General features: G+C 74.3%; 12 protein-coding genes. 8 read left to right on the forward strand and 4 right to left on the reverse strand.

Annotation, left to right across the window (positions count from 1 at the left end; genetic code table 11):
• Window positions 1-185: 185 nt before the first annotated feature.
• Window positions 186-1310: an aminoglycoside phosphotransferase family protein gene (locus EF918_RS22060; RefSeq protein WP_125649424.1), complete on the reverse strand. Its 1125-nt coding sequence runs from the start codon at window positions 1308-1310 to the stop codon at window positions 186-188.
• A gap of 232 nt (window positions 1311-1542) precedes the next feature.
• On the opposite strand from EF918_RS22060, the gene EF918_RS22065 reads away from it, so the two are divergent.
• Entirely contained in the window at window positions 1543-3036 is a 1494-nt protein-coding gene (locus EF918_RS22065; RefSeq protein WP_125649427.1) for a hypothetical protein, read from the forward strand.
• Window positions 3037-3178: 142 nt separating this feature from the next.
• Here EF918_RS22065 and EF918_RS22070 read toward each other — a convergent pair whose 3' ends face one another.
• On the reverse strand, window positions 3179-4645 hold the full coding sequence (locus EF918_RS22070) for a PP2C family protein-serine/threonine phosphatase (protein ID WP_125649430.1): 1467 nt from the start codon (window positions 4643-4645) through the stop codon (window positions 3179-3181).
• Window positions 4646-4844: 199 nt separating this feature from the next.
• The gene (locus EF918_RS22075; RefSeq protein WP_125649433.1) at window positions 4845-5093 is read right to left on the reverse strand and encodes an SCO4226 family nickel-binding protein; all 249 of its coding nucleotides are present in this window, start codon (window positions 5091-5093) and stop codon (window positions 4845-4847) included.
• 321 nt (window positions 5094-5414) lie between these two features.
• On the opposite strand from EF918_RS22075, the gene EF918_RS22080 reads away from it, so the two are divergent.
• The 7 genes from EF918_RS22080 (at window position 5415) to EF918_RS22110 (ending at window position 14860) form a co-directional block, all read left to right on the forward strand.
• The gene (locus EF918_RS22080) at window positions 5415-7625 is read left to right on the forward strand and encodes a xanthine dehydrogenase family protein molybdopterin-binding subunit (protein ID WP_125649435.1); all 2211 of its coding nucleotides are present in this window, start codon (window positions 5415-5417) and stop codon (window positions 7623-7625) included.
• A gap of 24 nt (window positions 7626-7649) precedes the next feature.
• Window positions 7650-8105 carry a (2Fe-2S)-binding protein gene (locus EF918_RS22085; protein WP_125649438.1) on the forward strand — a complete coding sequence of 152 codons (456 nt, stop codon included), beginning with the start codon at window positions 7650-7652 and terminating at the stop codon, window positions 8103-8105.
• Window positions 8106-8268: 163 nt separating this feature from the next.
• Window positions 8269-9834, forward strand: coding sequence for a helix-turn-helix domain-containing protein (locus EF918_RS22090; protein WP_125649441.1), 1566 nt, complete (start codon window positions 8269-8271; stop codon window positions 9832-9834).
• A gap of 57 nt (window positions 9835-9891) precedes the next feature.
• Window positions 9892-11844 (forward strand): APC family permease, encoded by a 1953-nt coding sequence (locus EF918_RS22095; protein ID WP_125649445.1) that lies wholly within the window; start codon window positions 9892-9894, stop codon window positions 11842-11844.
• A gap of 135 nt (window positions 11845-11979) precedes the next feature.
• Window positions 11980-12573 (forward strand): DUF6461 domain-containing protein, encoded by a 594-nt coding sequence (locus EF918_RS22100; protein ID WP_125649448.1) that lies wholly within the window; start codon window positions 11980-11982, stop codon window positions 12571-12573.
• Between the two features lie 101 nt (window positions 12574-12674).
• Complete coding sequence (locus EF918_RS22105) at window positions 12675-13943, forward strand: beta-ketoacyl synthase (protein ID WP_125649451.1); 1269 nt, start codon at window positions 12675-12677, stop codon at window positions 13941-13943.
• Complete coding sequence (locus EF918_RS22110) at window positions 13940-14860, forward strand: MBL fold metallo-hydrolase (protein ID WP_125649455.1); 921 nt, start codon at window positions 13940-13942, stop codon at window positions 14858-14860. The genes EF918_RS22105 and EF918_RS22110 overlap by 4 nt, the downstream gene beginning before the upstream one ends.
• Window positions 14861-14864: 4 nt before the next feature.
• Here the strand turns inward: EF918_RS22110 and EF918_RS22115 are convergent, their stop codons facing one another.
• The gene (locus EF918_RS22115; RefSeq protein ID WP_125649459.1) at window positions 14865-15314 is read right to left on the reverse strand and encodes a nuclear transport factor 2 family protein; all 450 of its coding nucleotides are present in this window, start codon (window positions 15312-15314) and stop codon (window positions 14865-14867) included.
• Window positions 15315-15451 lie beyond the last annotated feature (137 nt).

Below are 15451 nucleotides of genomic sequence, written 5' to 3' on the forward strand. Positions count from 1 at the left end.
GCGCGGGGAGCGGTGCGGCGGACACTGACTGATGCTGAGTCAGAAAAGGTGTTCGGGGGATCATGTGATGTCAAGGCATGTGCGGCCCCGCGTGGCCGCCACCGGCCCCGGAACACCGTTGAGCCCCGGGCGGTGGGAGGGCCCGGGGCTCAACGATCATGGGGGGTGGATCATCCGAGGGTCGGTCAGCGGGTACCGACCGCCGCCCGGACGGCTCTGCGGGCCAGGCCGCAGTCGTCGTGCAGGCGACGCAGCAGCAGGCGCTGCTCCTCGCCCGTCGACAGGGCACCGACGGGCAGCGGCTGCGTCGGGGCGGAGGCCAGCATGGAGCGCTGGACCGCCGTCTCGGACATCCGGATCTCCCGCGTCAGCACCAGCATCAGGTTGACCAGGAACGCGTCCCGGGCCGCCGGCCCCGCCGCCTGCGCCAGCCTGCTGATCTGGCTGCGCGCCGCCGGGGCGTCGCCCAGCACGGTCCACAGCGTCGCCAGGTCGTAGCCCGGCAGGTACCAGCCCGCGTGCTCCCAGTCCAGCATCACCGGACCGGCCGGGGACAGCAGCAGGTTCGACAGCAGCGCGTCACCGTGGTTGAACTGCCAGGAGCCGCCCGCCACGGCCAGTCCGTGCAGCAGCTTCTGCAGGTCGCCGAGGTCCCGGTCGGTCAGCAGGCCGAGCTCGTGGTACCGCGAGATCCGCGAGGCGTAGTCCAGTGGCCGGCCGAACAGCTCGGCCGGGGGCCGCCACTGGTTGACGCGGCACACGGCGCCCAGCGCGGCCCGGACGTCGGGCCGGGGCGGTGCCTCCACCGGATGGCGCTGCAGGGCCGCCACCCGGCCCGCCATCCGTTCCACCACGAGCGTGCAGTTCTCCGGGTCGGCGGCGATCAGCCGGGGCACCCGGACGGGCGGGCGGTGCCGGACGAACGCCCGGTACGCTCCTATTTCGTGCCGGTAGCGCTCACGCCACTCCGGCGAGTGGTCCAGTAAAACCTTCGCGACGGCGGTCGTGCGCCCGGTGGTGCCCACGAGCAGCACCGACCGGCCGCTGCGCCGCAGCACCTGGACCGGCGCGAACTCCGGACAGATCCGCTGCACGGAGGCCAGCGCCGTGCGCAGCTGCGCACCCTGCGGTCCCGACAGGTCGATCCTGCCGCTCAGCGGCTGTGCCGCGATCCCCGGCAGCCGGCGCGCCCGGACGGCACCCGGTACCGGGGCGGTGCCGCGCCCGGCTTCGAGATAGGGGCCGCCGCCGGCCTGGAGGGTGCGGTGCGGCCGGACGGGGGCGGACACGGAGGACGATGCTGCGTACATGACGGTTGCGGTTCCCTTCGTGCGCCGACGAATTTCCCGCACCTTCCCGCCCGGTACCGTCCGGGCACCCTGGGGAGTCCACCGGAGAACCGGGGCGGGAGGGCGCTTTCCTACCTGACACCCGCGCGTGGGTGGCACACCATCTGGCGCACCCTGGCGAACCCTGGCGAATAGTCGCTCGGCATCTGACGTCGGGCTACTGTCAACTCAGCCGAGAACCTGGGGGCTTGACGTGAGCAAAGGACCCAACACCCGTCTGAACGACCTGTTCGGCCTGGCGGGCTGGTCGAAGGGCGAACTCGCGAGGATGGTCAACCGGCAGGCGGCGGCCATGGGCCACCACCAGCTGGCCACCGACACCTCGCGGGTCAGGCGCTGGATCGACATGGGGGAGACCCCGCGCGAACCGGTGCCGACGGTACTGGCGGCCCTGTTCACCGAGCGGCTCGGTCGTGTCGTGACCATCGAGGACCTCGGGTTCGTACGGCAGCGGCGCAGCTCGAAACGGCAGGGGGGCGGGGCGAAGGACAACCCCGACGGCCTGCCGTGGGCGCCCGAACGGACTGCTGCGGTCCTCACCGAATTCACGGGAATGGACCTCATGCTCAACCGTCGCGGCCTGATGGGCGCGGGCGCCGCGCTCACCGCCGGCTCCGCCCTCAGCAATGTCATGTTCGACTGGCTCCACACCGACCCCGCCCGGACCGCCCGCGCGTCCGGCTCCGGCGACGCCTACCAGGCCGACCCCGCCGGCTACGACCGCTACGAAGCGGCTCCCATCGGCTCCCAGGAGATCGAGGCCCTGGAACGCTCGGTGGAGGTCTTCCGGGCCTGGGACGCGTCGAGAGGCGGCGGCCTCCAGCGCAAGGCCGTGGTCGGCCAGTTGAACGAGGTGGGGGGCATGCTCGCCTACCATCACCCCGACCACCTCCAGCGCCGGCTGTGGGGGGTGGCGGCCAACCTCGCCGTCCTGGCGGGCTGGATGTCCCACGACGTGGGGCTGGAGCCCACCGCCCAGAAGTACTTCGTCATCGCCGCGCACGCCGCCCGTGAAGGGGGCGACCGGCCGCGTGCCGGGGAGGCGCTGTCCCGGGCCGCCCGTCAGATGGTGCACCTGGGCAAGCCCCACGAGGCGCTGGACCTGATGAAGCTGGCGCAGTCCGGTTCGGGCGAGCAGACCCTGCCGCGCACCCGCGCCATGCTGCACACCATCGAGGCATGGGCGCAGGCGGCGATGGGCAAGGGCCAGGCGATGCGGCGCACGCTGGGCGAAGCGGAGGAACTGTTCGTCTCCGACAAGGGCGACGTGCCGCCGCCGAGCTGGATGCAGCACTTCGACGCCGCCGATCTGCACGGCATGCAGGCGCTGGCGTTCCGCACCCTCGCCGAGCACGACCCCTCCGCCGCGCCGATCGCGGCCCGGCACGCCAAGGAGGCGCTACGGCTGCGCGGCGCCGGCCACAACCGCTCGCAGATCTTCGACTACATCTCCCTCGCCTCGGCGTGCTTCATCGCCGACGACCCGGAGCAGGCGGACCGCTACGCGCGCCTGGCGCTGGTGTCGATGAACGAGACCTCCTCGCACCGCACCTGGGACCGGCTGCGCGAGATGTACCGGCTCACGGGCCAGTACGCGGGCTACTCCCGGATCGAGGACCTGCGCGAGGAGATCCAGCACGCCCTGCCGAACATCCCCTCGGCCCGGCCGCGCACCGGGGAGGTGTGAGCACCGGCGCCCGCAGGGGCGTCCGGCCGGCCGGGCCCCGGCACGACGGAGCCGGGGCACCGGTCCTGAGACCGGGCCCCGGCGTGGGCTCGTGGGCGACCGGCGCTCGTTCGCGCCGCCGGCCCTCGTCGTCGCCCTCGTCCTAGCCCTCGATCCGGGCGACCAGCACGCAGGCGTCGTCCTCGCGCTCGGTCTCCCCGAACTCCTCGATCACCATCCGGACGCCCTCCTGGGCCGACCGTACGGCGGACAGCCGCGGGGCCAGGGCCAGGAGGCGTTCGGTGCTGTCCGCCCGGCTGAACTCGATGCTGCGGGACGTCAGTCCGTCCGTGTGCAGCACGAGCACGTCACCGGCCCGGAGGTGCTCCTCGGCCTGTCCGTACGCCGCCCCGGAGGTGGCGCCCAGCAGGACGCCCTCCGGCGGCTGCAGGGCGTGGCCCTGGCCGGCCCGGAACAGCAGGGGCGCCGGGTGACCGGCCTGGGCCCAGGACAGGACCCCGCGCGCGGGGTCGTAGCGGCAGCACACGGCGGAGCCGAGCGCCGGCTGGACGGAGGTCTCCAGGAGCTGGTTGAGGTGGCCCATCAGGGGGCCCGGCGCGATCCCGGCCATCGCCATGCCGCGCAGCGCGCCCAGCATCATGGCCATCCCGGAGGTGGCGGTGACGCCGTGCCCGGTCAGGTCACCGACGGTCAGCATCGAGCTGCCGTCGGGCAGTTCGAGGGCGTCGTACCAGTCGCCGCCGATCAGCGCGCTGGAGGCGGAGGGCAGGTAGTGCGCGGCCACGTCGAGCGTGCCGTTGCTGCCGTGCGGCACCCGAAGGGAGCTGCGCCAGGTGGGCAGGACGGCTTCCTGGAGCTCGACCGCGAGCCGGTGCTCGGTGCGGGCGATCTGCTGCCGGCGCTGGAGCGACTCCCGGGACTCGCGCACGGCCCGTTCGCTGCGCCGCAGTTCGCTGACGTCGCGCAGCACGGCCCACATGGACGCCGTGCAGCCGTCGACGTCGAGCACGGGCTCGCCCCGCATGTGCAGGGTGCGCACCCGTCCGTCGGTGCGCACGATGCGGAACTCGCCGTCTATGGCCCGGCCGTCGACCAGGCACGCGGTCACCATCCGGGTGAGCAGCGGCTGGTCCTCGGAGAACAGGGTGGAGCCGAGCTCGTCGAGGGAGAGCGGGCCGGCCTCGGGGGCACGGCCGAAGATCTGGAACAGTTCGTCGGACCAGGTGACCTCGTCCGTGAGCAGGTCCCACTCGGCGCTGCCGACCCGGGTCTGCCCGGACTCGGCCACCGTCCCGGCCACGAGCGCCGCGATCCCGTCCGGGCCGTCGGTCTCCTCCGGGCCCTCGCCCTCGTCGAGTTCGAGGTCGGGGACGGGCGGCAGGCCCTCCTTGAGCTGGCCGAGGTGCTCACCGAGGTCGTCGAGCTGGTGCACGGCCAGATCGCACAGCGCACGCTGCCAGCGTCCCTGGGCGTCGTCGTCGTCCACGACGGTGTCGCGGCGCACCGCGTCCACATCGCCCCGAAGTCGTCGGGTCTGCTTGATCAGTGCGTCCACCGACCCGGGCTCCGGGGGCTGCGCAGGACGGTCCGCGAACAGGTGGGGCGGCATGAGAACTCCGATACAGGCGCGGCACGGCCAAGTCTGCTGAAGGAAGGACCTGGCACGACTGTGGCACAGCCCGGGACCCCTCGTAAGGCGTTTGGCAACATCCGTTACGTCCTTGCGTCGGGCATATGCCAAAGGCCTGCCGTCCCCCCTGTCCTGTGCGAACGAATCCGGTCAACCCTTCCGGTGGGATCCGTTCCGGTCAGACCGTGAGCGGCACGGGGTGGATCTCCGCGGCCGGATGCCCGGTCCGCTCGTGGACCCGCTGGACCGCCTCGGCCGTCGGCGCCTCGGAGAGGCAGTAGACGACACCGCTGTCCGGGTCCGCCCAGGCGCTCTTGAAGTGCACGCCTTCCTGTCCCTCGATGGCGAGGTCGGCCCGGTGGGCCTCCATCAGCTGTTCCTTCGTGATGCCCATCATGCCGGTGTGGACGTCCATGAACATGGCCATCGCGGACGCCTCCTTCCGTTCCGGTTCCGGGTCCCTCCTGCGGTCGCAGCCCCTGGTTCCATCGTCCTCCCGCGGCCGGAAACCGGCCTTCCGGACGACCGGACCGTACGTACGGGCGAGTCGTACGGAACACACGAACGTGTCGGTCCGGAGTGGACCGGCGGCAACCGCGCGCCCGCGCCGCCCCCCGTTCGAAGGACCCCCGTCGCGCCCTCGCGCGCTCCCGGGCGGTGCCCGGAGGGCACCCCGGACCAGGGGGTTCCGGTGTGAAGATCGGCTCGCTACGCTACGTGCCGGTAATCTCCACGGACGAGGAGCAGCATGACGGGCCGGAGCCGGCGCACCTTTCTCTCCTACCTGGTCGCCGCGCCGACCCTCGCCGTCGCCACCCGGGCCGGCGCCGACCTCCTGGCACCGCAGCCGGCCGGTGCCGTCGTGCCGAGCCTGCCCGCCCCCGCCGACCTGGTCGACCTCGGCGACCTGTTCAAGCTGGCCGGCGCCCCCACCTCCGGCATGCTCGTCCTGACCGTGGGGACCGACGGCACCGTCCGCTTCCGGCTTCCCCGCGAGGAGGTCGGCCAGGGCCTGACCACCGCCGTCGCCATGCTGGTCGCCGAGGAGCTCGACCTCCCGCTGGAGCGGGTCCGGGTCGACCTGGAGGACGCCCGGCCGGAACTGGTGTTCAACCAGCTCACCGGGAGCTCCAACGGGATCCGCTCCCTCTACGACCCGGTCCGGCAGACCGCCGCCACCGCCCGCGCCCGGCTGGTCGCGGCCGCCGCCGCCCGCTGGGGCCTGCCGGTGGCCGGCCTGAGCACCGCCGCCGGCGTGGTCCGCGCCCCCGACGGCCGCACCGCCGGCTACGGCAGCCTCGCCACCGCCGCCGCGGACCCCGGCCTGGTCGTCCTCGGCGCCGGGCCCAAGCCGGCCTCGGCGCACCGGCTGGTCGGCACCCCGGTGAACCGGATCGACGCCCGCGCCATGGTCACCGGGGCCCTGGAGTACACCCTCGACGTCGACGTGCCCGGCGCCAAGCCCTGCGTGGTGCGCCGCCCGCCCACCCTCGGCGGCACCGTCGTCCAGGTCACCAACGCCGCCGCCGTGCGCGCGCTGCCCGGCGTGCTCGACGTGGTCACCGTCCCCACCGGGGTCGCCGTCGTCGCCGAGACCTTCGGCCAGGCCCTCGACGCCCGGGCCGCCCTCCAGGTCCGCTGGGGCCCCGGCCCCGCCGACCAGCTCTCCGACGAGCAGATCCGCACCAAACTGCGCGCGGCCAACCCGCCGCCGCTGCTGCCGCCGCTCCTCACCCCGTACGTGGACGCCGAGTTCGACTTCGCCTTCGTCAGCCACGCCCCGCTGGAGACCAACAGCGCGGTGGCCGACGTACGCGAGGACCGGGCCGAGATCTGGGCCGGGCTGAAGTCGCCGATCGTCGCCAAGGAGACGATCGCCGCCGAGCTCGGACTGCCCCTGTCCAAGGTGACGGTCCACGTGGTCCAGGCCGGCGGCTCCTTCGGCCGCCGCCTGTTCTTCGACGCCGCCCTGGAGGCCGCCCGGGTGTCCCGGGCCTGCCGCCGGCCCGTCCGGCTGATGTGGACCCGGGTGGACGACACCCGGCACGGGCGGATGCGCCCCGCCACCCACCACCGCATCCGGGCCACCTACGCCCTCGGCGAGGTGCTCAGCTTCGAGCACCGGGTCGCCGCCGTGGAGACCGACTTCCGGCACGGCCTCGGCGAGATCCTCACCGCCACCGTGGCCAAGCTGCCCCTCGGCATCGGCAACGCGACCCTGGCCCAGACCCTGTTCCTGACCACGGTGAAGTCCCCGTACCACTTCGGCCTGACCACCCAGTCGCTCACCGAGGTGCCGACCGGCATCCCCACCGGCTCCTGGCGCTCGGTCTACTCCGCCAACACCCGCGGCGCCGAGGAGATCGTGGTCGACGAGCTGGCGCAACGGCTCGGCAAGGACCCGTACGCCTTCCGCCGGGCCTTCCTCAAGACCGACGCGCAGCGCGCCGTCCTCGACAAGGTGGCCACCGAGGGGCAGTGGGGCCGGCCGATGCCCGCCGGCTGCGCCCAGGGCATCGCCTTCCACGAGGAGTACAAGTCCCGGACCGCCTGCCTGGTCGAGATCGACACCCGCGACCCCGAGCACGTCCGGGTCACCCGGGCGGTCGTCGCCGTGGACGTGGGCCGCCCGGTCAACCCGCGCGGCCTGGAGGCCCAGATGATCGGCGGGCTCACCGACGCCCTCTCCACCACCCTGCGGGCCGGACTCCACCTGGACAAGGGACTCCCGCTGGAGGGCAGTTACCGCCAGTTCCACTGGGCCACCCAGCGGGACACCCCGCGCGACGTGAAGGTGTTCGTGCTGCCCGCGACCGGCGACGAGCCGGGCGGCGCCGGCGAACTCGGCGTACCGGCGGCCGTGGGCGCCATCGCCAACGCCTACGCCCGGGCCACCGGCACCCGCCCGCGCCGCTTCCCCCTCGACTTCGACGTCGACTTCACCCCCTACCCCCGCTGAGCCCGAGATCCAGGAGCGACCCACGTGCCCTCGCACACCTTCACCGTCAACGGGCGCAGCGTCACCGTGGACGCCCCCGACGACCTGCCCCTGCTGTGGGTGCTGCGCGACCTGCTGAACATTCGCGGCCCCAAGTACGGCTGCGGGGTGGACGTCTGCAAGGCGTGCACCAGCCACCTCGACGGCCAGGAGGTCCGGCCCTGCGTGGTGCCCGTGTCGGCCTGCGCCGGGCGGGAGGTCACCACCATCGAGGGGCTCGCCGACGGCGACACGCTGCACCCGGTGCAGGAGGCCTGGCTGGAACTGGACGTCGCCCAGTGCGGCTTCTGCCAGCCCGGACAGATCATGGCCGCGGTCGCGCTGCTGAAGCGCACCGCCGAGCCGACCGACGAGGACATCGACGCCATCGCCAACATCTGCCGGTGCGGTACGTACGTCCGGATCCGCGAGGCCATCAAGGCGGCGGCCGCCCGGATGTGAACCGGCGGCGGTACAGCAGGGTCCCGGCGCCTCCCCCGTGGGCTCCGGGACCCGACCGCTCGTGGCTCAATCTAAGGCGGGTCCGGGCCGGACACCGGCTTCGATCTGCTCAGTCACCCTGCGAGACGGGTATCACAGCGCACAGTGGCCGCTGGGTGGTTGAATGCTGCGGCGCACCGCACCGCAGCGAAGGGGACCTGTCATTCAGCCAGTTGAGGGGGCGCCGGCACCGGACCGGACCCGCTCCGACGACATCCTCAGGGCCCACCGGCTCGCCCACACCGGCGGTTCCACGGCGCTGCTGCGCTGGCTGGGGACCCGGCTCGGAGGCTGGACCGGGGTGCTCGACCCGGACGGCGACGCGGTGGCGGCCGGGGACGGCCCGCCGGCCGGACCCGAGGCCGCGCTCGCGGCCCGGGGCGCCGCGGAACTGACGGCCCGCAGGGTGCGCTCGGCCGTGCTGGAGGGCGCCGGGGCCACCGCCCTGCTGTTCGCCCTCGACGGGGCCGGGGTACTGGCCGCCGTCCTGCCGCGCCCGCACCCGCCGGCCGCCTCCACCCTGCTCGCCGACGCCGCCGTCCCGCTCGCCCTGGTGCTGCGCGCGGAGCGGGCCGCGCAGCGGGCCGAACGGGTCGACGCGGCGGAGTCCCGGGCCCGCGAGGCCGTCCTGCACCTGCTGATGAACGGCCGGTTGTCCGTCGCCCGGCAGGTCGCGGAGGCCCTCACCCCCGCCCTGCCCGACCCGCTGCGGATGTACGTGGTGGAGTGCCCCGTCGGCCGGCGCGCCGCCGTCACCCGGATCTGCGAGGAACTGACGGCCCGCCGTGCCTGGCTCGTGCGCTGCCCGGTCTACGTCCGGCACCTGATCGTCCTGGTGCCCACCGACCTCGCCGCGACCTCCACGGACCACGACCCGCTCGCCGAGGCGCTGGTGGCGGTGGCCCCGGACTGCGTGGCCGGGGTGAGCGAGGAGGTCCACCTGGGGCAGGCCCCGGCCGCCTACACCCAGGCGTTCCACGCCCTGGCCGTCGCACGCGGCCGGGGCGAACGGCACGCCCGGTTCGGGGCCGGCGCACCCGAACCCGAGCTGGCCGCGCACGAGGCCGGCGCCGGCTGGGCCGCCGCCCTGCTCGCGCCGCTGCACCGGTACGTGCCGCGGCGCCCGCAGGACCCCGGCGCCCAGGAGCTGCGCGCCACCGCGCACGCCTGGCTGGGCTTCGCCTCGCACGCCACCCGGCTGCTGAAGATCCACCGCAACACCCTGGCCACGCGGCTGCGCCTGGTGGAGTCGGTCCTCGGCCTGGACCTCGACCGGCTCGCCGACCAGGCCGCGCTGTCCCTGGCCCTGCGGCTGACCCCCGGCGGCGCCGCGGCCGGGCCGGCCGACCCGGGGACCACGGCTCCTTCCGGCGCGGGCCCGAGCACCCGCGCCGCCGGCCCCGGCACGCTGGACGACGTCCTGCGGGCGGCCGGGCCGGCCGCCTGGGCCCGTCGCCAACTGGCCCCCCTGACCGGCCCCGACGCGCCGCCCGAGGCCTGGGAGACGGTGCGGACCTGGCTGCGCCACGACGCCCAGCTGGCCCCGACCGCGGCCGCCCTCGGCCTGTCCGTGCCGGGGGCCCGCAAGCGGCTGACCCGGATCGAGGTCCTGCTGGAACGCTCGCTGCTGCAGTCCCCGAGCGCCCGGCACGACCTGTGGCTGGCGTACCGGGCGCAGGAACTGGCGTGACGGCCCGACCGGGTGTCACAACGGACGAACCGGGCCCAAACGGTCGATCATGCCTGGATGAGGCGTATCAATGCGAAGCGCGTCCTGGTCGGTGAACCGCTGGACACCTCCCGTCTGGGCGAGACCCTCCTGCCCAAACGGCTGGCCCTGCCCATCTTCTGCAGCGACCCGCTGTCCTCCGTGGCGTACGCCACCGAGGAGATCCTGCTGATCCTGGCCCTCGGCGGGGTCGCCCTGCTCCACCTCGCCTGGTACGCGGCCGCCGCCATCGTCTTCCTGCTGGTCGTGGTCGTCGCCTCCTACCGGCAGACCTGCTACGCCTACCCCGGGGGCGGCGGCGCCTACGTGGTCAGCTCCGAGAACCTCGGGCCCACCGCCGCCCTGACCGCCGCCAGCGCCCTGCTCGTCGACTACGTGATGACGGTGGCCGTCTCCGTGGTCTCCGGCGTCGACGCCATCACCTCGGCGATCCCGGCGCTCAACGACCACGAGGTCCTGCTCGCCGTGGCCTTCGTGGTGCTGCTGACGGTGATGAACCTGCGCGGCGTGCGCGAGTCCGGCCGGGTCTTCGCCGTGCCGACCTACGGGTTCGTCCTCGTCGTCTACGTCATGTTCGCCGTGGCCGCCGTACGCCTGGCCACCGGCGAGACCATCCGCGCCGAGTCCGCCGACCTGCCGATCACCGCCGAAGGCACGTACACCGGGCTCGCGCTGGTGCTGCTGGCGATGCGCGCCTTCGCCTCCGGCTGCACCGCCCTGACCGGGGTGGAGGCCATCAGCAACGGCGTCCCCGCCTTCCGCAAGCCCAAGAGCCGCAACGCGGCCGCCACGCTCACGGCGATGGGCTTCCTGTCCGTCACCATGTTCTCCGGCATCACCGTGCTGGCCATGGCCTACCACGTGCACGTCGCCGCCGACCCCACCGAGCTGGGCCTGCCGCCCGGCACCCCGACCTCCACCGCGCTCGCCCAGATCGGCCGGGCCACCTTCGGCGGCTGGCACGTCCTGTTCTACCTGCTCCAGGCGGTCACCGCGGGCGTGCTGATCCTGGCCGCCAACACGGCGTTCAACGGCTTCCCGATGCTCGCCTCGATCCTGGCCCGGGACCGGTACGCGCCCCGCCAGCTCTCCAACCGCGGCGACCGGCTCGTCTACTCCAACGGCGTGGTCCTGCTCGCGCTCGTCGCGATCGCCCTGATCGTGGCCTTCGACGCCAACCTCACCCGGCTGATCCAGCTCTACATCATCGGCGTCTTCGTCTCCTTCACCCTCTCCCAGGCCGGCATGGTCCGGCACTGGCGGCGCGAACTGGCCGCGCCCGCCACGCCCCGGTCCCAGCGGGTGCACATCCACCGGCGGCTCGCCATCAACGCCGTCGGAGCGACCATGACGGCGGTGGTGCTGGTCATCGTCCTGATCACCAAGTTCACCCACGGGGCCTGGCTGGTCGTCATCGCCATGCCGCTGCTGTTCTTCGGGATGAAGGGCGTACGGCGCCACTACGACCAGGTCGGCCGGCAGGTGGCGGTCGGCCCCCGGGACCGGCCGCACAAGCCGCCGCGGCACAACGTGCTGGTGCTGGTCTCCGCCGTGCACGCGCCGACCCTCAAGGCGCTCGGCTACGCCCAGGCGCTGCGCCCGGACACGCTGACGGCCGTGACCGTCGCGGCCGACGAGGCGGAGGCACGGCGGCTGCGCGAGGCATGGGAGGGGCACGACCCCGGGGTGCCGCTGAAGGTCCTGCACTCGCCGTACCGCGAGGTCGTGCGGCCGGTCCTGGCACACGTCCAGGAACTGGCCGGGGAGGATCCCGGGGCCGTGCTGTCGGTGGTGATCCCCGAGTACGTCGTCGGCCACTGGTGGGAGCAGCCGCTGCACAACCAGAACGCGCTGCGGCTCAAGGCCCGGCTGCTGTTCCAGCCGGGCGTGGCGGTGATCGACGTACCGTACCTGCTGGAATCGGCCGGCCCGGCGGAACCCGCCCCGGTCGAGGCGGTGCGGCCGCAGTAGCCGGGCCCGCGCGCCGCGCCCGTACGCGGGGGATGGCCTGATCGGGGCGGCGGCCGGCGGCCGCTTCCGCAAACGCCCACGAACCGGGCGCGCGGGCCCTACCGTGGGCGGGGTCCGGGACCGGGGGAGGGGACCGTGGAGACTGGCATCGGGTGGCTGGTGGACTGGCCGGACTGGTACGCCGGGCTGACCTTCGCCCGGGGCATCGGGCCCGAGGAACTCGCCGCCCGGCTCGGCGCGGTACCGGGCCCGGCCCCCGGCCCGCTGGACCCCACCGGCGCGTGGAGCCTGGCCGCCTCGACCGTCGACGGGGACGGGGTGGCCCGGGTCGGCGCCTTCGGCGGCTGGTCCTTCGCCGTGGAGCACGGCCTGCCGGCCGGGGCGGACCGGCTGGCCGAGGTCGCGCGCGGCGGGGTCGAGGCCGTCCACCTGGACCCGCAGCCGGACCACCCGCCGAAGCAGTTCGCCTACGCCCGCGACGGCGAGGTCGTGTGCTGCTTCGCCCTCGGCGAGGAGGCCTGGCGCGGCGGCCACCGCCCCGACCACCTCCTGCCGGCCCTGGTCGCGGCGCACGTCCTGCACCCGGACGGCACCGACGCCCGCCCCGCCACGGAACCGCCGGCCGTCCGCGAACGCCGCACCCTGACGGTCATCGAGCACCACTTCGCCCTGTCCCTGCCGCGCCACCTGGTGGCGGAGGCCCCGCTGCCGGCGTTCGTGACGGCCTAGCACCGGCGGGCCGCGCGTGGGCTCGGGTTCGAGCGATCCTCCAGCGCCCTCGGCGACGCTCGGACGGCAGCCGCACCGGGGGACCACGAGGAGGGACACCGATGAGACGGGTCGTGATCACCGGGATCGGGGTGGTGGCCCCCGGCGGGGTCGGCGTGAAGGACTTCTGGTCGCTGCTGACCGCGGGCCGGACGGCCACCCGGGCCATCACCCTCTTCGACGCCACCGGCTACCGCTCGCGCATCGCCGCCGAGGCCGACTTCGACCCCGCCCACCACGGCATCGGCCCCGAGCAGGCGCGGCGCCTGGACCGGGCGGCGCAGTTCGCGCTTGCCGCCGCCCGCGAGGCCGTCGCCGACAGCGGACTGGCCGGACCCGAGCTGACCCCGCACCGCACCGGCGTCACCCTGGGCAGCGCGGTCGGCTGCACCACGGGTCTGGACACCCAGTACCCGCTGGTCAGCGAGCAGGGCGCACGCTGGGAGGTGGACCACCACCGGGCCGCGGCCCATCTCTTCGACCACTTCGTCCCGAGCTCCCTGGCGGCGGAGGTGGCCCGGGACACCGGCGCCGAAGGACCGGTCTCCCTGGTGTCCACCGGCTGCACCTCGGGCCTGGACGCCCTCGGCCACGCCGTCGAACTGGTCCGTGAGGGCAGCGCCGACCTCATGGTGGCCGGCGCCACCGAGGCCCCGATCTCCCCGATCACCGTGGCCTGCTTCGACGCGATCAAGGCCACCAGCCCCCGCAACGACGACCCCGCCACCGCCTCCCGCCCGTTCGACCGGACCCGCAACGGCTTCGTCCTCGGCGAGGGCGCCGCCGTGGTCGTCCTGGAGGAGCTGGAGCGGGCCCGGCGCCGCGGCGCGCACCTCTACGCCGAGATCGCCGGTTTCGCCTCGCGCAGCAACGCGTACCACATGACGGGGCTGAAGACCGACGGCGCCGAGATGGCCGCGGCGATCCGCGCCGCCCTCGACGAGGCCCGCCTGGACCGGTCCGCCGTCGACTACATCAACGCCCACGGCTCCGGCACCAAGCAGAACGACCGGCACGAGACGACCGCGTTCAAACGGAGCCTGGGGGAGCGGGCCCGGCAGGTGCCGGTCAGCTCCATCAAGTCGATGATCGGGCACTCGCTCGGCGCGATCGGCGCCCTGGAGGTGGCCGCCTGCGCCCTGGCCATCGAGCACGGCACCGTGCCGCCCACGGCGAACCTGCACGAGCCCGACCCCGACTGCGACCTCGACTACACCCCGCTGACCGCGCGCGAGCACCGGAGCGACACGGTCCTGACGGTCGGCAGCGGCTTCGGCGGTTTCCAGAGCGCCATGGTCCTCACCCGCCCCCGGCCGGGCACGGCCGCATGAGCGCGCGGCCCGCGCCCGACGGCCGGCTGGTCGAGGTCGCCGCCGGGGTGCACGCCTACCTCCAGCCGCACGGCGGCTGGTGCCTGAACAACGCCGGCCTGGTCGTCGGCGACGGCGGCGCCTGCACCCTGGTCGACACCGCGGCCACCGAGAGCCGGGCCCGCCGGTTGCGGGAGCTGGTCCTGGCCCGGGCCGGACGGCCCCCGCGCACCCTGGTCAACACGCACTTCCACGGCGACCACACCTTCGGCAACAGCCGGTTCCCCGAGGCCGTGGTCGTCGCCCACGAGAGCGCCCGGGCCGCGATGCTGGCCACCGGGCTCCATCTGACCAGCCTGTGGCCCGACGTGTGCTGGGGCGAGCTCGAAGTGGCGCTGCCGGACCTGACGTTCACCGACACGCTCACGCTGTGGACCGGCGGGGTCCGGATCGATCTGCTGCACCTGGGCCCGGCCGCGCACACCACCAACGACATCGCGGTCTGGCTGCCCGCGCAGCGGGTCCTGTTCACGGGCGACGTGGTGATGTCGGGCATCACCCCGTTCTGCCTGATGGGCTCGGTCACCGGCTCCCTGGCCGCGCTGGAACGGCTGCGGGCCCTGGACCCGCTGGTCGTGGTGCCCGGCCACGGCCCGGTCGGCGGCCCCGAACTCCTCGACGCCGACGAGGGCTACTTCCGCTGGCTGCGCGCCCTGGCCCGGGACGGCTTCGAGGCCGGCCTCGGACCGCTCGACCTCGCCCGGCTCACCGGCCCCGGCCCGTACGCCGGCCTGCTCGACGCGGAACGGCTGGTGCCCAACCTGCACCGGGCCTACGCCGAACTGCGCGGGGCCCGGCCGGGGGAGCCGTTGGACGTGCCCGCGCTGTTCGCCGAGATGACCGACTACCACGGGGGCCTGCCCGCCTGCCACGCCTGACGGGTCAGGGCAGGTCGTCCCGGCTGACCACCCGGTGGGCGACCCGCAGCGTCCCGTCCGCCCCGCGCACCAGCACGTCCTCGCACACGCACGTGCGGTGCACCCGGGACGCGCCGCCGACCGGGGTGGCGTACACGATCGTGTAGGAGCGCACGGCCACCGTCCCGTCCGGCAGCGGCCGCACGTCCGCCATGCCCATGAAGTGCCGGTGCCGCTCGCCCGCCGCCGCCGGCTCGGCGCGGGCCCGGCGCACCGCGGCCACCAGCCCGGGCCGCCCCCGGACCGGCTCGGGCAGCGTGGGCACGTCGAAGACGGCGTCCGTGGTGAAGGTCAGCGACCACTGCTCCGCCTCACCGAGGTCCAGGAGCTGCATCTGGTGCGCGTAGAACTGCTGGACCTCCGCGTGCAGCGCGGCGGACCAGACGGCCCCCGGTGCGACCGCCTCCGTGGTCATGGCGGGCTCTCCCCTCGGTCGTCGGCTCCGATCGGTTTTCCGCCAATCTCCCCTGGCCCGGTCGCGCGCTCTTCGAAGAGCGCGCGACCGGGCCAGGGGAGATTGGCGGAAAACCGATCGGAGCCGACGACCGAGGG

Origin of the sequence: Streptomyces sp. WAC06614, assembly GCF_003949795.1 — a bacterium.
Taxonomy (GTDB): domain Bacteria; phylum Actinomycetota; class Actinomycetes; order Streptomycetales; family Streptomycetaceae; genus Streptomyces.